We start from the raw sequence: 19,469 nt of genomic DNA, 5'->3' as shown, positions 1-19,469 counted from the left end.
ACTATGATGATTGCCCGATCACACAGGAACCAGTGACATGAGCAACAGCGCCCCTTCCAAGACCATCGACCTTGCCCTGCAGGGGGGCGGCGCCCATGGTGCGCTCACCTGGGGGGTTCTGGATCGCCTGCTGGAGGATCCCCGTATCCACATCAGCAGCGTCAGCGGCACCAGCGCCGGGGCCATGAACGCCGTGGTCATGGCCGACGGGCTGGATCGGGCCGGCCGCGAAGGGGCTCGCGATGCGCTCACCGCCTTCTGGAAGGCCGTGAGCGACGGGGCCAGGCTCTCCCCCATCCAGCGCACGATCTGGGATCGCCTCAGCGGCCGCTTCAGCATGGACCACTCCCCGGGGTATCTGTTCTTCGAACAGCTCACCCGGCAGTTTTCCCCTTACGAACTCAACCCGCTGAACATCAACCCCCTGCGGGATCTGGTGGCCGCCCAGATCGACTTCGAGCGGGTCAATCACTGCAGCGAACTCAAGGTGTTCGTCACCGCCACCAATGTGCGCACGGGTCGGGGGCGCATCTTCACCCAGCCAGAGCTCACCGTCGACACCGTGATGGCATCCGCTTGCCTGCCCTTCATGTTCCAGGCTGTGGAGATCAACGGCGAGGCTTACTGGGACGGCGGCTATATCGGCAATCCGGCCCTCTACCCGCTGGTGGAGGACACCACCACCCGTGATCTGGTCATCGTGCAGATCAACCCGATGGTTCGGGAAGAACTGCCCCGCACCGGTCGGGACATCATCAATCGACTCAACGAGATCACCTTCAACGCCAGCCTGATCAAGGAACTGCGCGCCATCGAGCTGTTGCATCAACTGATCGAGGCCGAAAAACTGGAATCGGAGCGCTATCGAGACATCTTCGTACACCTGATCCACGCCCACGAGGAACTCAAGGACCTGGATGCCTCCAGCAAGCTCAACGCCGAATGGGAATACCTCACCTACTTGAGGGACCGCGGCCGCAACTGGGCCGACGCCTTCCTGAATGAACACTTCGACGACCTGGGCCAACGCTCCAGCTTTGACCTCAGGGGCCTGTTCACCGACACCTTCGCCCCGCCGGACCTGGATCAGGGGGGCAACAAAGACACCTCAGGGGAACCACGCTCATGATGGACATCCTGGTCATCCTGATTGCCCTGGGCCTGCTCATGTACCTGGCCTACCGGGGCATCAGTCTGTTGATACTGGCCCCGGCGCTGGCCACCTTTGCGGTGCTGGCCACCCAGGACGGCCCGGTACTGGGCAGCTATACGCAGATCTTCATGGGGGCGACGGGCGACTTCATCACCCTGTATTTTCCCGTGTTCCTGCTGGGGGCCATCTTCGGCAAGCTCATGGAGGACTCAGGCAGCGCCGATGTGCTGGCCCGCGCCATCATTCGCTGGCTGGGCAGCAAGCGGGCCATGCTGGCTGTGGTGCTCTCCTGCGCACTCATGACCTATGGTGGGGTTTCCCTGTTCGTGGTGGCCTTTGCCGTCTACCCCATCGCCGCCGCCCTGTTCCGTCAGGCGGACATCCCCAAGCGTTTGATCCCGGCCACCATCGCCCTGGGGGCCTTCACCTTCACCATGACCGCCCTGCCGGGCACACCCGCCATTCAGAACGCCATCCCCATGCCCTATTTCGGCACCTCGCCGTTTGCCGCACCCGGGCTCGGTGTGATCACGGCCCTGGTCATGTTCGGCCTGGGCATGCTCTGGCTCGGTTATCGGGCCCGCAAACTGGCCCACGAGGGCTATGGGGACCACCCGGATGCCGAGTTCACGCCGGACAAAGAACTACGCGAACGCTCTGCAGGCGAGGGCTTTGACCTGATGGAACTGCCGGTGGAACAGCGTCCGGTCGCGCCGCCGTCGGTCTTCCTGGCCATGCTGCCCCTGGTGCTGGTGATCGCCATCAACCTACTGTTCACCTTCCTGATCATCCCGCGCATGGACACCGACTTCCTCGCCCTGCCGATATACGGCGAGACCAGCATCGAGCAGGTTCGGGGGATCTGGTCGGTGATCGCCGCCCTGGTGTTGTCACTGATGGTGGTGATCGCCTTCAACTGGAAACGCCTGCCCAAGCTCAAGCAATCGGTGGACAACGGCGCCAATGCCTCGCTGTTGCCCATCTTCAACACCGCCAGTCTGGTGGGATTTGGCGCCGTGATCGCCTCGCTGGGCGCCTTCATGTTGATCCGCGATACGGTGGTGGGGCTGGGCGGTGACAACCCCCTGATCTCTCTGGCCATTGCGGTGAACATCCTGGCCGGCATGACCGGCTCCGCCTCGGGGGGCATGAGCATCGCCCTGTCCACGCTGGGCGAGACCTACATGGAGATGGCTCGGGCCCAGGGCATCGACCCCGAACTGCTGCACCGGGTGACCGCCGTGGCCACCGGTGGACTGGACACCCTACCCCATAACGGCGCGGTGATCACCCTGCTGGCCATCTGCGGCCTCACCCACCGCCAGGCCTATTTCGACCTGGCCATGGTGGCCATGCTGGCACCCTTCCTGTCACTGATTGTCCTCATCACCCTGGGAACGGTATTCGGCAGTTTCTGATTTGTATATCAGCGTTTTCTTATTTATAGTGCGCAAGGAAATATGGACCCGAGGCCACCCTCTCGACCCACCGATGCCACCAGGAGTCCCGCACCATGGAATCCCCTTCCAGCCAAACCAGTGAAGCACCCGGCCCCAGCCACTGGCTGATGCATGTGCCCATCCCCCTGTTCGCCATGGTGATGGGCATCACCGGACTGGGGCTGGCCTGGCGCAAGGCCCACGACGTGCTGGGACTGCCGGCCGTCATCGGCGAGGCACTGCTCATCCTGGGGGCGGCCATCTTCGTGAGCATCACCCTGCTCTATCTCGCCAAGGCCATGCGGCACTTCGACGAGGTGGTGGCGGAGTTCAGGCACCCCATCCGTGTGAACTTCTTCCCCACCTTCAGCATTTCCCTGCTGCTGCTGAGTATGGCGGCGCTGGATCACTGGCCAGCGCTGGCACTGGTGCTCTGGGCCGTGGGCACCACCCTGCATTTCATGGCCACGGTGTATCTGATCGGGCGCTGGATCAATCAGTCCCACGAGATCAACATGATCAACCCGGCCTGGTTCATCCCGGTGGTGGGCAACCTGCTGGTGCCGGTAGGTGGCGTACAACTGGGGTTCGTGGAGACCTCCTGGTTCTTCTTCTCCATCGGCATGATCTTCTGGATCATCCTGTTCACCATCGTTTTCTACCGCATCGTCTTCCACAATCCGCTGCCGGCCAAGTTCCTGCCCACCCTGTTCATCCTCATCGCACCACCCGCCGTGGGCATGATCGGTTACATGGGGCTGATGGGGCACGAGGTGGACATGCTGGTACGCATGCTGGTGTATGTGGGCCTGTTCATCACGGTGCTGAATGTCAGCCTGACGCCGCAGTTCCTGAAGGTGCCCTTCTTTGTCTCGTGGTGGGCCTACACCTTCCCGCTGGCGGCCATGTCCATCGCCACCCTGGAGTATCTGGACGCGATGCGAGGCATCGGCCTCACCCTGGTGGCCGGGGCCGTGCTCACCCTGACCACCTTTGTGATCCTGGCGGTGCTCGCGAGGACGACGACCGCCTTGGTGACCGGGAAACTCTTTGTGCCTGATTAACCCCCGAGTCGTATTGAAAAACATAGCCCCTCTCCCCCTTGGGGAGAGGGGTTGGGGTGAGGGAAGAGGCCTCTCCCCTCCTTCACATCAGTGCCGAATCAAATGATCAAAGGCCCCCAGCGCCGCCCGGGCGCCCTCGCCCACCGCGATCACGATCTGCTTGTAGGGCACCGTGGTCACATCACCCGCAGCAAACACGCCAGAGATCGATGTCATGCCATGGGCATCAGTGACGATCTCGCCGCGACCACTGAGCTCCAGACCCGACTCACGCAGCCACTCGGTGTTGGGCACCAGACCGATCTGCACGAAGATCCCTTCCAGATCAATGCGCTTGGTCTCGTCGGTGTCCCGATCCTTGTAGGTCAGGCCATTCACCTTGTTGCCGTCCCCGTTCACCTCGGTGGTCTGGGCGTGGGTGATGATGTCCACATTGGGCAGACTGCGCAGCTTCTTCTGCAGCACCGCATCGGCCCGAAGTTCCGTCATGAACTCCACCAGGGTGACATGGGCCACCACGCCGGCCAGATCGATGGCCGCCTCCACACCGGAGTTGCCGCCGCCGATCACCGCCACGCGCTTGCCCTTGTACAGGGGGCCATCACAGTGGGGGCAATAGGCCACACCCTTGTTGCGATATTCCTGCTCGCCGGGCACGTTCATCTCCCGCCAGCGGGCGCCGGTGGCCAGGACCACGGTCTTGCTCTTGAGGCGGGCGCCGGACTCGAACTCCACCTCGTGCAGCCCATTCTCACTCTTGGCAGGCACCAGCTTCACGGCCCGCTGCAGGTTCATGATGTCCACGTCGTATTCCTTCACGTGTTCTTCCAGGGCCGCGGCCAGCTTGGGGCCCTCGGTGTGCGGCACGGAGATGAAGTTCTCGATGGACATGGTGTCCAGCACCTGCCCACCGAAGCGCTCCGCCGCCACACCGGTGCGGATGCCCTTGCGTGCCGCATAGATGGCCGATGAGGCCCCGGCGGGGCCACCGCCCACCACCAGCACGTCGAAGGCGGACATGGCATTGAGCTTCTCGGCATCGCGGGCGGAGGCGTTGGTATCCACCTTGGCCAGAATCTGCTCCAGGGTCATGCGGCCCTGATCAAAGGGCTGCCCATTGAGGTAGACGCTGGGCACGGACATGATCTCCCGCGCTTCCACCTCATCCTGGAACAAGGCACCGTCGATGGCCACGTGAAGAATGTTCGGGTTGAGCAGGGCCATCACGTTCAGGGACTGCACCACGTCCGGGCAGTTCTGGCAGGACAGGGAGTAGTAGGTCTCGAAGTGCAACTCACCTTCCAGGGCACGGATCTGCCCCACCACCTCTTCACTGGCCTTGGGCGGGTGGCCACCCACTTGCAAAAGGGCCAGCACCAGGGAGGTGAACTCATGGCCCATGGGGATGCCGGCGAAGACGATGCCGGTGTCCTCGCCCGGTCGATTGATGGCAAAGGAGGGGGCGCGACCATCCTGGCCATCGGTGCGCAGGGTGATCTTGTCGGTGAGACTGGTCACGTCCTCCAGCAACCCCTTCAGTTCCCGTGACTTGTCGCCATCATTCAGGGTGGCAACGATCTCCAGGGGCTGACTCACCTTTTCCAGGTAGGCTTTCAGTTGTGTCTTGAGATTTGCGTCCAGCATGCCGGTGATACCTCAGTAATGGTGTCCAAACAAAAACGCCCGGGCGAGTGATCACCCGGGCGCCGGATCCTGCAATCTGCAGTGGGGGCGTGAGTTAGATCTTGCCCACCAGATCCAGGGACGGAGCCAGGGTCTGCTCACCTTCCTTCCACTTGGCCGGGCACACTTCGTTGGGGTGCGCAGCCACGTACTGGGCAGCCTTGACCTTGCGCAGCAGCTCTTCGGCGTTGCGGCCGATGTTGCCGGCGTTGATCTCCATGATCTGGATGCGACCTTCGGGATCGATCACGAAGGTGCCACGTTCGGCCAGACCGGCGTCTTCGATCAGCACTTCGAAGTTGCGGGAGATCGTCAGGGTCGGGTCGGCCAGCATGGGGTACTGCAGCTTGTTGATGGTCTCGGAGCTGTCATGCCAGGCCTTGTGGGTGAAGTGAGTATCGGTGGAAACGCTGTAGATCTCCACGCCCAGCTTCTTGAACTCTTCATAGTTATCGGCCAGATCACCCAGTTCGGTGGGGCACACGAAGGTGAAGTCGGCGGGGTAGAAGAAGAACACCGACCACTGACCCTTGAGGCTTTCCTCGCTCACCTGCACGAACTCGCCATTGTGGTAAGCGGTGGCATTGAACGGCTTGACTTCGGTGTTGATCAGGGACATGGATTGAGCTCCTTGGTTGCTTAGGGTTGCACTGCGATTTCGAGTTAGACGCATTCTAATATCGCAGTGCAGCGGAGTGCAATCGCTTGTTTTGATCCTATTGATAGTTTTTAGCTATCTACTTCAGCGTGTCCCTGATTCCCTTGGGCCAGGAGAAGGAGCGATTCCCTCCCTTGCCCTTGGCCTGCCCCCCAAGCTCCCTACCCTTCTCGGTCAACTCCAGCCCGCCCTCCGCGGACCGCGCCAGATAACCCCGCTCTTCCATCATTTCCAGGAACTGCGGCGTCTTCATCTTCAATGAGGCGGCAATACGGGAAGATGGCAAGGATTCATGGGGGCTCTGATCAGTGCCCTTGTCAGTGGGTTTGGCCGCGGCAGCCTTCGCACCCTCCTTGACCGCGGATTCTTTCGGATCAGCCACCCCGGCGATCTCCCCTGGAGTCTCCGTCGGCGCAGGCTTGGCCTGAGTGGCATCCGCATCCTGAGCCTTCGCGGAGTCATCACCGGATGTTGCCCCGGATGCCGACCTGGAGGCCGCTTTGGCAGTACTCGCAGCCTTGTCCTTGGCAGTCTTCTTGCGGGGTGTCTTGCTTTGTGTGGCCCTGGACCCTTTGGTGCCCTTGCCCCCGGCGGCCTTGCCCGTTGCGGATCGGCTACCTCGCCCCTTGCCCTTCCTTGCGGGTGCCGGAGCCTCCTCGGCGGGAGAGATTTCACTGTCCCCATCCTGGGGTTGGACGTCCGTCGCGGGTACGGGCGCCGGTGGCGTCTGCGCAGCAGGCTCGGGCTCAGGTGCCCATTCCGGTTCACTCTCCGGAGTCTGCCCCTCCCAGGCCGCCTCCCCCTCGGGGGCCATCTCATCCAGGCTGCGCGGCAGTTCATCCAGTGGCATGAACTCATCCAGCGCATCGGGCAGACCATGGCGTTTGAGGATGCGATTTTGATCCATGTCGGACCCGGACAAGTCCAGTTCCAGCCCCAGACGTTCGGAGTAGTTGGCCGGCTCGAACTCATGCAGATCCAGGATCAATTTGGCGGCCTTCTCCATAGTGGCCTTGCTCACCCGGTTCAGCCCCGTCTGGATCACGTTGAGCGGACCGTAAGTGAGGGTGAACTTCATCTTCGTCTTCTCGTAATGACGGATGAAGTCGGTGATCTTCATCACCCGGTCTTCCCAGCGGGTGGGGTTCTCGATGATCACCTCATCCTCGTCCGACAGCACCACGCACACCTCCACCGGGTGGGCCAGGCGCATGCCCAGCCGCTTGGGCCAGCGCTCGCGATCCAGTATCCGCTCCAGCTTGGCGGCCTTGTCGAAAAGCTCCTGAAAGGCGGCGCGCACACCCACCCACTCGTCGCTCTCCGGGGAACGAATGAACGCCTCGCCCAGCCGGTTCACCTTGACCGACTCGGCCCCCATGAAGCCGGAGTCCACCAGGGTGATCTGCAGGCTGCGGTTGATGAGCAGATGATCAATCTCCACCACCTCGTCACCCAGCGGCAGACGCAGGTCATGCAGGACCACCACATCCTCCAAAGGCTCCGCCAGGTGCAGGTTCACGGTTTCCGCAAACATGCGTTGGGCGTCCAACAAATAGAGTCGCAGGATCAGCGGGTCGATCTCCCCCGCATGCTCCGGGTAGGCCTCCTTCAACTGTTCCAGCTCGAACAGATGAGGGGATCGATCATCCGGTTGCTTCATCAACATGCAAGACTCCTTAACCCACGTCGCGGTGTCCGAAACCCCACAAAGGGTCGGATTTATCACAGGACATTAAAATAATTTCCGCACCTAATCAATCACTTATCAATTTCTTTTTCGGCATGCCTCTTGCAGCAAAGGCCCGCGCGACACACAAACCAACCAAGACTCGAGGAGAGCACGCCGTGGCAAGAGCCAAACTGACCTTTAAAGACATCAATCTCACCGTGAACGCCCCCGTGGGCGCCCGCGTCATCGACATCTCCGAAAAGGTGGGCACAGGCATCATCTACGGCTGCCGCGAAGGGGACTGCGGCACCTGCATGATGCAGGTGGAGGAAGGCTGGAACAATCTGACCGAACCATCGGTGGTGGAGCATAAGGCCCTCAAGGAGAACAACGCAGGCCGCCACCAGCGCCTGGCCTGCCAGGCCCAGATCCTCGGCGACGTGACCGTTCGTCCCGCCTGATCCTGCCCTATTCCGGAGATCACTATCATGCCAAACATCACTTTTTCGCATCCTGACTACAAAGACAAGACCGTTTACGCCGTGGCCGGCAGCCACACGGAAACGATCCTCAAGATCGCCCGGGAGAACAAGCTGCCCATTCAGTTCGACTGCCAGGACGGCGAATGCGGCACCTGCCTGGTGCGCGTCACCCACCTGGGCAAGACCAAGCCCAAGGGCGGCCCCCTCACCGTGAAGGAACAGACCGTGCTCCAGGAGTTGGGCAAGCTCACCGCCGAAGAGATCGAGCAGATGTCCGTGGACGATTTCCCGCCCCAGTGGCGCCTGGCCTGCCAGATGATCGTGCGGGATGAGGATTTGCTGGTGGAGTATGGGGTGAACTAAGCCCTGAGGCGGGGCGGTTCACACACGGGGACTACCCTGGGGACGCGAGGGGCGAGCCAGACACTCGCCCCTCTGCATTTTCAAGGTATAACCCTTAGGTTATCCAAACAATCACAACAATTGATTATTAATTATACCCGCACTTATTGTAGTCTTTCTCACGTCGAAGCAAATGTTGTTGAGCTCCCGACACCGGCTCTGCCGGCAAGGGGCGCGCCAGAACCATAAAATCCAAAGGAGTCGACGATGGCAGTCAAGACCTACAGTGCTGGTGTAAAAGATTACCGCCAGACGTACTGGACCCCGGAATACACCCCCCGCGATACCGACATCCTGGCGGTGTTCAAGATCACCCCGCAGCCGGGTGTGGATCGCGAAGAGGCTGCCGCCGCCGTGGCCGCCGAGTCCTCCACGGGCACCTGGACCACGGTGTGGACCGACCTGCTGACCGACATGGACTACTACAAGGGCCGTGCCTACCAGATCGAAGACGTCCCTGGTGACGATGAGTGCTTCTATGCCTTCATCGCCTACCCCATCGACCTGTTTGAGGAAGGTTCGGTGGTCAACGTGTTCACCTCCCTGGTGGGCAACGTGTTCGGCTTCAAGGCCGTGCGTACCCTGCGTCTGGAAGACGTTCGCTTCCCCATTGCCTATGTGAAGACCTGCGGTGGCCCCCCGCACGGCATCCAGGTGGAACGCGACATCATGAACAAGTATGGCCGCGGCCTGCTGGGCTGCACCATCAAGCCCAAGCTGGGCCTGTCCGCCAAGAACTACGGCCGCGCCGTTTATGAATGCCTGCGCGGTGGCCTGGACTTCACCAAGGACGATGAGAACGTGAACTCCCAGCCGTTCATGCGCTGGCGTCAGCGGTTCGACTTCGTCATGGAGGCCATCGACAAGGCGGAGCAGGAAACCGGCGAGCGCAAGGGCCACTACCTGAACGTGACCGCGCCCACCCCGGAAGAGATGTACAAGCGCGCCGAGTACGCCAAGGAGATCGGTGCCCCCATCATCATGCACGACTACATCACCGGCGGCTTCTGCGCCAACACCGGCCTGGCCAACTGGTGCCGCGAGAACGGCATGCTGCTGCACATCCACCGCGCCATGCACGCGGTCATGGACCGTCATCCGCGCCACGGCATCCACTTCCGGGTGCTGGCCAAGATCCTGCGTCTGTCGGGCGGTGACCACCTGCACACCGGCACCGTGGTGGGCAAGCTGGAAGGCGACCGTGACGCCACCCTGGGCTGGATCGACCTGCTGCGCGAGGACTATGTCAAGGAAGACCGTTCCCGCGGCATCTTCTTCGATCAGGACTGGGGCTCCATGCCCGGCGTCTTCGCCGTGGCCTCCGGTGGCATCCACGTGTGGCACATGCCCGCACTGGTCTCCATCTTCGGTGACGATGCCGTGTTCCAGTTCGGCGGCGGCACCCTGGGTCATCCCTGGGGCAACGCAGCCGGCGCCACCGCCAACCGTGTGGCCCTGGAGGCCTGTGTGCAGGCCCGCAACGAAGGTCGCGAGCTGGAGAAGGAGGGCAAGGACATCCTCACCGCCGCAGCCGGGCACAGCCCCGAACTCAAGGTCGCCATGGAAACGTGGAAGGAGATCAAGTTCGAGTTCGACACTGTGGACAAGCTGGACGTACAGCACCGCTGATCGAACCTGTTCATTGAACCCTGCGCGGGCGGCGCCTGGTCGCTCGCACCACCTGATCAAGAGAGGATGACACCATGTCCGATATTCAGAGCTTCAAGGCTGAACAGAAGTACGAAACCTTCTCCTACCTGCCGCAGATGACCGACGAGCAGATCCGCCAGCAGATCCAGTATCTGGTGGACCAGGGCTGGAACCCGGCCATCGAGCACAGCGAGCCCGAGAACGCCTTCGGTTCCTACTGGTACATGTGGAAGCTGCCCATGTTCGGCGAGCAGTCGGTGGACACCGTGCTGGCCGAAGTGGAGGCCTGCAAGAAGGAGAACCCGGGTCACCTGGTGCGGTTGATCGGTTACGACAACTACGCCCAGTGCCAGGGCACCTCCATGCTGGTGCACAAGGGCTGAGCCCGGGGCGACTGCCCTGCCCTCACCCCAACCCCTCTCCCGCCAGCGGGAGAGGGGCTTACCAGGAGACCCCCATGCACGAACAAGTTCGCGATTATCAGGTCACCCAGGAGCCCTACTACCGCGCCGTGGGTGACGAGGTGGATCTCTATGAAGCCGCCTATGCCGTGCGCATGCCCATGATGCTCAAGGGTCCCACCGGCTGCGGCAAGACCCGCTTTGTGGAATACATGGCCTGGAAGCTGGGCAAGCCCCTGATCACGGTGGCCTGTAACGAGGACATGACCGCCTCCGATCTGGTGGGACGTTACCTGCTGGATGCCAATGGCACCCGCTGGCAGGACGGCCCGCTGACCCTGGCCGCCCGTCATGGCGCCATCTGCTATCTGGACGAAGTCGTGGAGGCCCGGCAGGACACCGTGGTGGTGATCCACCCCCTCACCGACAATCGCCGCGTGCTGCCCCTGGAAAAGAAAGGGGAGCTGGTGGAGGCCCATGAGGATTTTCAGCTGGTGATCTCGTACAACCCGGGTTACCAGAGTCTGATGAAGGATTTGAAGCAATCCACCAAACAACGTTTCGGCGCGCTGGATTTCGCTTATCCGGAGGCCGATGTGGAGAAGGAGATCGTCTCCCACGAGACCGGCGTCTCCAATGATGTGGCCGGCAAACTGGTGGGCGTGGCCGAGCGGGCCCGCAACCTGAAGGGTCACGGCCTGGATGAGGGCATCTCCACCCGCATGCTGGTCCATGCCGGCTCCCTGATCGCCCGGGATGTGGCTCCCCTGGCCGCCTGCCGCATGGCCCTGGTGCGCCCCCTGACCGACGACCCGGACATGCGCGATGCGCTGGATGCGGCGGTCACCACCTTCTTCTGAGCCCGTTGCCACGACAGCAATGATTGTCAGGTCCATCAGAGGGGACTGCCATGAGCATCGATCTGGAAGATTATCGGGATCTGCTGGATGACCTGGGAGGTCATGCCGAAGAGGTGATGGGGGCCGCCTGGCAGGAAGCGGTGCGCACCTTCAGCCCCTTTGGCCTCAAGCACTATTACCTGGATGGCGCCGAGGCCCTGAAGAGCCTGGGCCGGGGCAGCGAGCCCGTGATCGACTTCATCCAGGAGGCCCCCAGTGTGGCCCGGGAACTGGGCGAGGAGGCGGTGCGCCACCTGCTGGAAGCCGCTGCCCGACTCTCCTCCAAGACCAGCGGCGCTGTGGTGGGGCTTGTGATCGCCACCAGCCCCATCGCCGCCCGTCGCCTGGGCGACCCGGATCTGTTCCTGCGCTACCTGGGGCTGCTGGAAAACCTGGTGGCCCAGGCCCCCCGGGGCATCCGTCCCATGCTGGAACACCTGGACGTGCTGCTCACCCATCTCACCCTGGGCGGCCTGCGCCGCTGGGCCCTGTGGGGTGCCAAGGTTCATGGGCGCGATTTCAAGGCCCAGGTGGCCTACTTCGCCCTGGAAACCCCCGAATCCCAGTCCGTGTTCCAGAAGGAGCGTCGCGGCACCCTGTTCGTGGATGTACATCGACGCATCAACATGTACCTGCGGGCATTGTGGGCCCGGGACTTCTTCCTGCGTCCCACCAGTGGCGACTTCGAGTCCAAGGAAGGGGTACGCCCCTATATCGAGGGATTCACCGTCCACGTCCCCGATGCCTACGATGACGAGCATGGCCTCAGTGGCCTGCAGATCTATCGAGCCACCGCCGCCCATGCGGCCGCGCATGTGGTTTATAGCCGTGCCCGCATGCCCGCCGATAACCCTGGCGGTATCACCGGGATGCTGGTGGGTCTGATCGAGGACGCCCGGGTGGAAACCCTGGCTTTGAACGCCTTCCCGGGCCTGCGCCAGATCTGGGCGCCCCTGCACGTGACCACCCCGGAGGATGGCGACCGGGTCACCCCGCTGCTGGGCCGCACCGCCCGGGCCCTACTGGATCCCGACTACCAGGACGACCACCCCTTCGTGATCCGCGCCCGCGAGGCCTTCGCCGCCCAGGGGGACAACCTGGAACGCAATGGCCTGGCCTGGGAACTGGCCTTCGAACTGGCCCCTCATTTCCCCGGCTCCGCCCGCTTTCACGCGGTGCACGACCACATCCCTGTGCTGTACCGGGATGATAACCGCTACATCTGGGCCCTGGGCTCCGAGGAGGACTTCGACACCATCCGCCTCGGGCAACCCCAGCAGGAGCGTGTCCACGTCTCATTGATGGAGATGATCAACGAGCTGGACGTGCCCTTTGCCGGCGACGATGCCCAGCAGATCCTGATCCTGAGCTCCGAGTTCTTCCGGGACTCGGAGGACGTGAGCCTCAATGAGCAGGAGGGCAAGCCGCCCGTCTCCCTCCCTTATCACTATCAGGAGTGGGACTACCAGATGCAGCTGGAGCGGCCCCACTGGTGCACGCTGCTGGAGCGCCGCCCGCTGATGGGCGACCCGGCCGTGATCGACGCGGTGGCCGACAAGCACAAGCCGCTGATCAGTCGCCTGAAGTACCTCATCGAGGCCCTGCAGCCCCAGGGCATGGTGCGCCATCGCCGCCAGCCCGAGGGGGATGATCTGGACCTGAACGCCCTGGTGGAGTCCATGGTGGACCTGCGCATGGGGCGCCAGCCAGACCCTCGGGTGCACATCCGGCATGAGCGCAAGGTGCGGGATCTGTCCGTTCTGGTGCTCATCGATCTGTCCGAGTCCACCAATGATCCGGTGCGCGGCACCGGCAGCACCATCCTGGAACTGGCCCGGGAGGCCACCGCCCTGCTGGCCGGCGCCATGGATCGCATCGGTGATCCCTTTGCCATCCACGGCTTTGATTCCGATGGGCGCCACGATGTGGAGTATTTCCGCTTCAAGGATTTTGAGGATGCCTACGACGATAAGGTGAAGGGTCGCCTGGCCGGCATGAAGGGGCAGTTGTCCACCCGCATGGGCACGGCCATCCGTCATGCCGGGGAGGTGCTGCGGCGTCAGCCCACGCGCAAGAAGCTGATGCTCATCATCACCGACGGGGAGCCTTCAGATACGGATGTGCGCGATCCCCAGTACCTGCGCCAGGATGCGCGTCATGCGGTGGAAGAGGTGGCCAAGCACGGCGTGGATGCCTTTTGCATGAGCCTGGATCCTCATGCGGATGACTATGTGGAGCGGATCTTCGGGGCCAAGCGGTATATGGTGGTGGACCATGTGGCCCGGCTGCCGGAGACGTTGCCGACGCTATATGCGGGGTTGACGCGGTAGGGGGTAATCTCCCCCTACGACCGACTCTCCCGATTCCGCCGCCGCAGATCCAGCAGCTTCTCCCGGATGCGGATCTCCAGCCCCCGCTCCACCGGCTCGTAATACCGGGGCTCTCCCATGCCCTCCGGGAAATAGCAGGCCCCCGCCGCAAAACCATCCACCTCGTCGTGGGCATAGCGGTATCCCTTGCCGTAATCCAGCTGCTTCATCAGCCGCGTGGGGGCATTGCGCAGGTGCAGGGGCACCTCCTGGGTGCCGCGCTTGCGGGCATCCTCAAGGGCGGTGTTGTAGGCCACATACACCGCATTGCTCTTGGCCGCGCAGGCCAGATAGATCACCGCCTGGGCCAGGGTGAGTTCCCCCTCCGGGCTGCCCAGACGATCGTAGGTGTCCCAGGCCTGCAGGGCCAGGGTGAGCGCCCGGGGGTCGGCATTGCCGATGTCCTCGCTGGCCATGCGCACGATGCGTCGGGCCAGATAGCTCGGGTCGCAGCCGCCGTCGATCATGCGACAGAACCAGTACAGGGCCGCGTCCGGGTCACTGCCGCGCACGGACTTGTGCAGGGCGGAGATCTGGTCGTAGAAGAGCTCGCCCCCCTTGTCGAAACGGCGCAGGCCCTGGCTGGTGACCTCCTCCAGGATGGCCTGGTCGATCACGGGCCCCTGCCCTTCATCCCTGGCCAGGTCGGCGGCAATCTCCAATAGATTCAGGGCGCGACGGGCGTCGCCGTCGGCCATCTGCGCCAGCAGATCCCGCAACTCCGGGGCCATGTGCAGGTGACGGTCGCCCAGGCCCCGCTGGGCATCCTCCAGGGCCCGGTCGATGATGACGCGAAGATCCGTCGGCTCCAGGTTCTTGAGCACATAGGTGCGTACCCGCGAGAGCAGCGCGTTGTTCAACTCGAACGAGGGGTTTTCCGTGGTGGCCCCGATGAAGGCCAGGGTACCGTCCTCCACATGGGGCAGAAAGGCATCCTGTTGGGACTTGTTGAAGCGGTGCACCTCATCCACGAACAGCAGGGTGGGCCGGTGTTCCTGCTGCTGGGTCTGCCGCGCCTGTTCCACGGCGGCGCGGATGTCCTTCACGCCGCTGAGCACGGCGGAGAGGGTGATGAAGCGGGCGCCGCAGTAGTGGGCGATCAGTCTGGCCAGGGTGGTCTTGCCGGTGCCCGGCGGCCCCCAGAAGACCATGGAGTGCAGGTGATCCTCCTCGATGGACCGGCGCAGGGGCTTGCCGGGGGCAAGCAGGTGCTGCTGGCCGGCATACTCATCCAGATGAGTCGGCCGCATCCGGTCGGCCAGGGGGCGGGCGGGGTTGATGGAATCGGATACGGCCATGGCGTCAGAGGATGGATCAGGCGCCCTGGGCACCTTAGTTGTGCATCACGTCCACACCCGGCGGGGGCTCGAAGCGAAACCGGGAGGCGGGAATGTCGGGATTGATGTCCATGTCGCCAAAGCGGATCCGTGTCTGCTGACCGAACTGGTCATACAGCACCATCATGCGCACCTGACGCCCGTCCATGCCAATGAGTAGTTGTTCGAAATCCGAGCCTGCTTCCCGCGGGGTCAGGGCCAGCCAGCTCAGGCCTTCGATCTCGCCCTGCTCTTCCACGTGGAAATCCTCTTCCAGGGGTCGAGGCTGGGAGAGCAGCATGACCGGGGTGCGGCCCAGCACTTCATCCATCTCCTGCACCGTGGCCTGGGCCAGGTCTTCATCGTAGGTCCACAGGAACTGGCCATCGGCGATGATCTGCTGGGTATAGGGCTTTTCGTAGTCCCAGCGGAACTGACCGGGTCGCTTGAGATACACTCGCCCCTCGGTGGCCTGCATGACCTCGTCCTGTTCCGTGAGCACCACCTGCTCGAAATCGGCCTGGAAGCTCTCCATCTCCTGAAAGAAATGGTTGAGGCGCTCGCGGGCATTGTCGGCCTGGGCAGGGGCGGTCATCAGCCCCAGCAGGGCCAAGAGGATCAAAAATCTGCGCATGATGCACTACTCCTGTGGCGCGGGCGCCAGTACTTCCCGATTACCGTTGGATTGCAGGGGGCTGACCACGCCGGCGTTCTCCATGTCCTCGATCATGCGGGCGGCGCGGTTGTAGCCGATCTTCAGGCGCCGCTGCACATAGGAGATGGACGCCTTGCGCGACTCCAGGACGATGGCCACGGCCTGATCGTACAAGGGGTCGGACTCCTCGCCACTGTCCACCGGCTCCAGTCCTGGTACGACCGCCGAACCGGACTCGGGTTCCTCCAGGACCGCGTCCACATACTCGGGCTCGCCCTGAGCCTTGAGGAAGTTGACCACCTCGTGCACCTCGTGGTCCGCCACGAAGGCCCCGTGCAGACGTACGGGGTGGCCGCTGCCCGGCGGCAGGTAGAGCATATCCCCGTGACCGAGCAACTGCTCCGCCCCCATCTGGTCCAGGATGGTGCGCGAGTCCACCCGGGAGGAGACCTGGAAGGCAATGCGGGTGGGGATGTTGGCCTTGATCAGGCCGGTGATCACGTCCACCGAGGGGCGCTGGGTGGCCAGGATCAGGTGAATGCCTGCGGCCCGGGCCTTCTGGGCCAGGCGGGCGATCAGCTCCTCCACCTTCTTGCCCACCACCATCATCATGTCGGCAAACTCGTCCACGACGATGACGATGAAGGGCAGCGGCTGCAGCTCCGGTGCCGGCTCGTCCGGATTCAGGGCCGCCTGGGGGTTGTAGAAGGGATCGCGGATGGGTTCGCCCTTGGCCGACGCCTCCTTGAGCTTGCGGTTGTAGCCGGCGATGTTGCGCACCCCCAGGTGGGACATGAGCTTGTAGCGGCGCTCCATCTCCGCCACGCCCCAGCGCAGGGCGTTGGAGGCCTCTTTCATGTCGGTGACCACCGGGGCCAGCAGATGCGGGATGTCCCCGTAGATGGACAACTCCAGCATCTTCGGGTCGATGAGGATCAGGCGCACCTCTTCCGGGCGGGCCTTGAACAGCAAGGAGAGCAGCATGGCATTGATGGCCACGGATTTACCCGAGCCGGTGGTGCCAGCTACAAGCAGGTGGGGCATCTTGGCCAGGTCGGCCACCACGGGGGAACCGCCGATGTCCTTGCCCAGGGCCAGGGTGAGCGCCGATCCGGCACCATCGAAGACCGGTGCGCGGATGATCTCCGAGAGACTGACCAGTTCCCGCTTCTGGTTGGGGATCTCCAGGCCCACGGTGGACTTTCCGGGGATCACCTCGACGATGCGCACGCTGATCACCGACAGGGCCCGGGCCAGGTCCTTGGACAGGCCGGAGATACGGCTCACCTTCACGCCGGCCGCGGGTTGAAGCTCGAAGCGGGTGATCACCGGTCCGGGGTGGACCTCGACCACCTCCACCTGCACACCGAAGTCCTGTAGTTTTTCCTCCACCAGACGGGAGAGTTGTTCCAGGTATTCCTCGGTGAAGCCGCCCTCCTGGGCCTTGGGCTCGTCCAGCAATTTCAGCGGCGGCGCGGCGTTGGGATCGATGCTGTCATCGCCAAACAGCGACAACTGCATTTTGGGTTTCCTGGCCTTGGGAACCGCGGGCTGGGGTTCGGACACCATCGGTTCCAGCACCGGCTCGATCCTTGGCTTGTCGTTCTTGCGGGTCTTGCGGGAGGCCTTCTCGGCAGCCTGTTTCTCTGCCTGCTGGCGCTTTTCCTCCTTGCGGGCCTCGGCCTGCTTGCGTTTTTCCTCCTTTTTCACCTCGGCCTCGCGGGCCTTCTCGGCACGCCTGAGGGCGCGGCGTTCCATGATGACGGCCAGTTTCTCCCGGCCACGGGCCACCAGCCACAGCACGCCCCTGCCCACGGCATCCATCAGGGCCAGCCAGGACAGCCCGGTGAACAGGGTCACGCCAGTGAGGAACAGGGCCAGCAGGAACAGGGTCACGCCCACCAGGTCCAGCATGGGCACCAGCCCCTCGCCGATCACTTCGCCGAGGATGCCGCCGGCATTGAGCGGCAGCATGCCGGGCAGAAAATGCAGGGTGGCCAGACCACAGCCGGCGGCCAGGGTGATCACGAAGCCAAACCAGCGCACCCCCAGGGTGTGCAGATCCAGTTCACCGGTATCCTTGCGCCCCCGGAAGACCAGCCACCCGCTGTAGCCCACCATCACCGGCGCCAGATAGGCCAGATAGCCGAACAGATAAAAGAAGACATCCGCGAACCACGCGCCCACACGCCCACCCAGGTTGCTCACCTGCATTCCGGTGCCGGTCTGGGACCAGCCGGGGTCGGCGGGGTTGTAGCTTGCCAGGGCAATGAACAGATAGGCCGCGGCCGCCGTGAGCACCAGCAGCGCACCCTCGCGCAGGCCCCGGCGCACATGTGCGCTCATGGGGCGTCGGGGCGTCGGCTGCTTGCCGCGTACGGTCTTCTCCGCCTTTTTCTTTTGCCGTGCCTGAGCCAATTTGGAGTCTGGGTTGAAGGCTAGCCGCCTAGTGTACCGTAGGAGCGCCAGCGGGCGCACACCCACCATCACCGCCGGCGCCTTTACGCTCGCGGTCGCTTTAAGTAGATTGGCCATACTTTGAGGGAGACAGTATACGATGAGTGACGCCAAACACTGCCGCCTGCTGATCCTGGGCTCCGGTCCGGCCGGCTATACCGCTGCGGTTTACGCGGCCCGCGCCAACCTGAATCCGGTGCTGGTCACCGGTCTGGAGCAGGGGGGCCAGTTGACCACCACCACCGACGTGGACAACTGGCCCGGCGACGCAGACGGCGTGCAGGGGCCGGAGTTGATGGCCCGCATGAAACGTCATGCTGAACGCTTCGAGACGGACGTGATCTTTGATCACATCCATACGGCAGAATTGAGTCAGCGGCCCTTTCGACTCACGGGCGATGCCGGCAGCTACACCTGCGATGCCCTGATCATTGCCACCGGGGCCTCGGCCATGTACCTGGGCCTGCCCTCCGAGGAGGTCTTCAAGGGCCGCGGTGTATCCGCTTGCGCCACCTGCGACGGGTTCTTCTATCGCGGCCAGAAGGTGTCCGTGATCGGGGGCGGCAACACGGCCGTGGAAGAGGCCCTGTATCTGGCCAACATCGCCGACCATGTCACCCTGGTGCACCGTCGCGACAAGCTGCGAGCAGAGAAGATCCTGCAGGACAAGCTCTTCGAGAAGGAACGCGAGGGCAAGGTCACCATCGCCTGGGATCATGTGCTGGACGAAGTGCTGGGGGATCAGACCGGCGTCACCGGGATGCGCATCCGTCACGTGAATTCCGGTGAGACCCGGGATGTGGATCTGCAGGGGGTGTTCATCGCCATTGGCCACAAACCGAACACGGATCTGTTCGAGGGTCAGCTGGACATGAACAACGGCTACATCCGCGTGCAGAGCGGTCTGGACGGCAATGCCACGGCCACCAGCATCCCCGGGGTGTTTGCAGCGGGGGATGTGATGGACCATGTGTACCGCCAGGCAGTCACCTCGGCGGGCGCCGGCTGCATGGCGGCGTTGGATGCGGAGCGGTTTCTGGACGAGGTTTAAAAGACGCCCTCACCCCAACCCCTCTCCCACAAGCGGGAGAGGGGCTGGTGGTCCCGCATCCGCCGGAAGGGCGGGGACTTTTCTCCCCTCTCCCCAGCTGCTTGCGGGGTGCGGGCCGTTG

At 63.3% G+C, this 19,469-nt stretch carries 16 protein-coding genes; 10 read left to right on the top strand and 6 right to left on the bottom strand.

Going from position 1 to position 19,469, the window contains the following annotated elements; all coding sequences use genetic code 11:
* The first annotated feature begins 37 nt into the window (after positions 1-37).
* The 3 genes from LPW30_RS09580 to LPW30_RS09570 all read left to right on the top strand — a co-directional run bounded on the left by LPW30_RS09580 (position 38) and on the right by LPW30_RS09570 (position 3,656).
* Positions 38-1,129 (top strand): patatin-like phospholipase family protein, encoded by a 1,092-nt coding sequence (locus tag LPW30_RS09580; protein WP_025282283.1) that lies wholly within the window; start codon positions 38-40, stop codon positions 1,127-1,129.
* Complete coding sequence (locus LPW30_RS09575; protein ID WP_025282284.1) at positions 1,126-2,571, top strand: GntP family permease; 1,446 nt, start codon at positions 1,126-1,128, stop codon at positions 2,569-2,571. Before LPW30_RS09580 ends, LPW30_RS09575 begins: the two co-directional genes overlap by 4 nt.
* A gap of 95 nt (positions 2,572-2,666) precedes the next feature.
* Positions 2,667-3,656 (top strand): SLAC1 anion channel family protein, encoded by a 990-nt coding sequence (locus LPW30_RS09570; RefSeq protein WP_025282285.1) that lies wholly within the window; start codon positions 2,667-2,669, stop codon positions 3,654-3,656.
* 87 nt (positions 3,657-3,743) lie between these two features.
* Here LPW30_RS09570 and ahpF read toward each other — a convergent pair whose 3' ends face one another.
* The 3 genes from ahpF to LPW30_RS09555 all read right to left on the bottom strand — a co-directional run bounded on the left by ahpF (position 3,744) and on the right by LPW30_RS09555 (position 7,663).
* Positions 3,744-5,300, bottom strand: coding sequence for an alkyl hydroperoxide reductase subunit F (gene ahpF / locus LPW30_RS09565; RefSeq protein ID WP_239680724.1), 1,557 nt, complete (start codon positions 5,298-5,300; stop codon positions 3,744-3,746).
* A 94-nt stretch (positions 5,301-5,394) separates the two neighbouring features.
* A complete protein-coding gene (gene ahpC / locus LPW30_RS09560) occupies positions 5,395-5,958 on the bottom strand; it encodes an alkyl hydroperoxide reductase subunit C (RefSeq protein WP_025282287.1) in 564 nt (187 codons plus the stop codon).
* Between the two features lie 118 nt (positions 5,959-6,076).
* Positions 6,077-7,663 carry a nuclease-related domain-containing protein gene (locus LPW30_RS09555; protein WP_239680723.1) on the bottom strand — a complete coding sequence of 529 codons (1,587 nt, stop codon included), beginning with the start codon at positions 7,661-7,663 and terminating at the stop codon, positions 6,077-6,079.
* Between the two features lie 179 nt (positions 7,664-7,842).
* Here LPW30_RS09555 and LPW30_RS09550 point away from each other — a divergent pair, with 179 nt between their 5' ends.
* From LPW30_RS09550 to LPW30_RS09525, 6 genes are all read left to right on the top strand, one after another.
* Entirely contained in the window at positions 7,843-8,127 is a 285-nt protein-coding gene (locus LPW30_RS09550) for a 2Fe-2S iron-sulfur cluster-binding protein (RefSeq protein ID WP_025282289.1), read from the top strand.
* A 27-nt stretch (positions 8,128-8,154) separates the two neighbouring features.
* On the top strand, positions 8,155-8,511 hold the full coding sequence (locus LPW30_RS09545; protein WP_025282290.1) for a 2Fe-2S iron-sulfur cluster-binding protein: 357 nt from the start codon (positions 8,155-8,157) through the stop codon (positions 8,509-8,511).
* 246 nt (positions 8,512-8,757) lie between these two features.
* A complete protein-coding gene (locus tag LPW30_RS09540) occupies positions 8,758-10,179 on the top strand; it encodes a form I ribulose bisphosphate carboxylase large subunit (protein ID WP_025282291.1) in 1,422 nt (473 codons plus the stop codon).
* 74 nt (positions 10,180-10,253) lie between these two features.
* On the top strand, positions 10,254-10,583 hold the full coding sequence (locus tag LPW30_RS09535; protein WP_239680722.1) for a ribulose bisphosphate carboxylase small subunit: 330 nt from the start codon (positions 10,254-10,256) through the stop codon (positions 10,581-10,583).
* A 74-nt stretch (positions 10,584-10,657) separates the two neighbouring features.
* Entirely contained in the window at positions 10,658-11,461 is an 804-nt protein-coding gene (locus tag LPW30_RS09530) for a CbbQ/NirQ/NorQ/GpvN family protein (protein WP_239680721.1), read from the top strand.
* Between the two features lie 50 nt (positions 11,462-11,511).
* Positions 11,512-13,830 carry a nitric oxide reductase activation protein NorD gene (locus LPW30_RS09525; protein WP_239680720.1) on the top strand — a complete coding sequence of 773 codons (2,319 nt, stop codon included), beginning with the start codon at positions 11,512-11,514 and terminating at the stop codon, positions 13,828-13,830.
* A 14-nt stretch (positions 13,831-13,844) separates the two neighbouring features.
* On the opposite strand, the gene LPW30_RS09520 is transcribed toward LPW30_RS09525, so the two are convergent.
* From LPW30_RS09520 to LPW30_RS09510, 3 genes are read right to left on the bottom strand one after another with little or no spacing between them, the layout of a single operon-like run.
* Entirely contained in the window at positions 13,845-15,167 is a 1,323-nt protein-coding gene (locus LPW30_RS09520; RefSeq protein WP_239680719.1) for a replication-associated recombination protein A, read from the bottom strand.
* Positions 15,168-15,201: 34 nt separating this feature from the next.
* Positions 15,202-15,819 (bottom strand): outer membrane lipoprotein periplasmic chaperone LolA, encoded by a 618-nt coding sequence (lolA, locus tag LPW30_RS09515; protein WP_025282296.1) that lies wholly within the window; start codon positions 15,817-15,819, stop codon positions 15,202-15,204.
* Between the two features lie 6 nt (positions 15,820-15,825).
* On the bottom strand, positions 15,826-18,327 hold the full coding sequence (locus LPW30_RS09510; RefSeq protein ID WP_420796949.1) for a DNA translocase FtsK: 2,502 nt from the start codon (positions 18,325-18,327) through the stop codon (positions 15,826-15,828).
* Positions 18,328-18,397: 70 nt separating this feature from the next.
* Between LPW30_RS09510 and trxB the strand changes: the two genes are divergently transcribed.
* Positions 18,398-19,348, top strand: a complete 951-nt coding sequence (gene trxB, locus LPW30_RS09505) for a thioredoxin-disulfide reductase (protein WP_238624280.1) — start codon at positions 18,398-18,400, stop codon at positions 19,346-19,348.
* Positions 19,349-19,469: the final 121 nt, after the last annotated feature.

This window comes from Ectothiorhodospira variabilis, assembly GCF_022227625.1.
In the GTDB taxonomy this organism is placed as follows: Bacteria; Pseudomonadota; Gammaproteobacteria; order Ectothiorhodospirales; family Ectothiorhodospiraceae; genus Ectothiorhodospira; species Ectothiorhodospira haloalkaliphila.
This window is presented reverse-complemented; position numbering and strand designations above follow the sequence as displayed.

Coding starts and splice junctions, on each gene's coding strand:
- LPW30_RS09535 (WP_239680722.1), top strand. CDS start 10,254: ATGTCCGATATTCAGAGCTTCAAGGCTGAACAGAAGTACGAAACCTTC.
- LPW30_RS09580 (WP_025282283.1), top strand. CDS start 38: ATGAGCAACAGCGCCCCTTCCAAGACCATCGACCTTGCCCTGCAGGGG.
- LPW30_RS09545 (WP_025282290.1), top strand. CDS start 8,155: ATGCCAAACATCACTTTTTCGCATCCTGACTACAAAGACAAGACCGTT.
- lolA (WP_025282296.1), bottom strand. CDS start 15,819: ATGCGCAGATTTTTGATCCTCTTGGCCCTGCTGGGGCTGATGACCGCC.
- LPW30_RS09530 (WP_239680721.1), top strand. CDS start 10,658: ATGCACGAACAAGTTCGCGATTATCAGGTCACCCAGGAGCCCTACTAC.
- LPW30_RS09525 (WP_239680720.1), top strand. CDS start 11,512: ATGAGCATCGATCTGGAAGATTATCGGGATCTGCTGGATGACCTGGGA.
- trxB (WP_238624280.1), top strand. CDS start 18,398: ATGAGTGACGCCAAACACTGCCGCCTGCTGATCCTGGGCTCCGGTCCG.
- ahpF (WP_239680724.1), bottom strand. CDS start 5,300: ATGCTGGACGCAAATCTCAAGACACAACTGAAAGCCTACCTGGAAAAG.
- LPW30_RS09570 (WP_025282285.1), top strand. CDS start 2,667: ATGGAATCCCCTTCCAGCCAAACCAGTGAAGCACCCGGCCCCAGCCAC.
- LPW30_RS09540 (WP_025282291.1), top strand. CDS start 8,758: ATGGCAGTCAAGACCTACAGTGCTGGTGTAAAAGATTACCGCCAGACG.
- LPW30_RS09575 (WP_025282284.1), top strand. CDS start 1,126: ATGATGGACATCCTGGTCATCCTGATTGCCCTGGGCCTGCTCATGTAC.
- LPW30_RS09555 (WP_239680723.1), bottom strand. CDS start 7,663: ATGTTGATGAAGCAACCGGATGATCGATCCCCTCATCTGTTCGAGCTG.
- LPW30_RS09510 (WP_420796949.1), bottom strand. CDS start 18,327: ATGGTGGGTGTGCGCCCGCTGGCGCTCCTACGGTACACTAGGCGGCTA.
- ahpC (WP_025282287.1), bottom strand. CDS start 5,958: ATGTCCCTGATCAACACCGAAGTCAAGCCGTTCAATGCCACCGCTTAC.
- LPW30_RS09520 (WP_239680719.1), bottom strand. CDS start 15,167: ATGGCCGTATCCGATTCCATCAACCCCGCCCGCCCCCTGGCCGACCGG.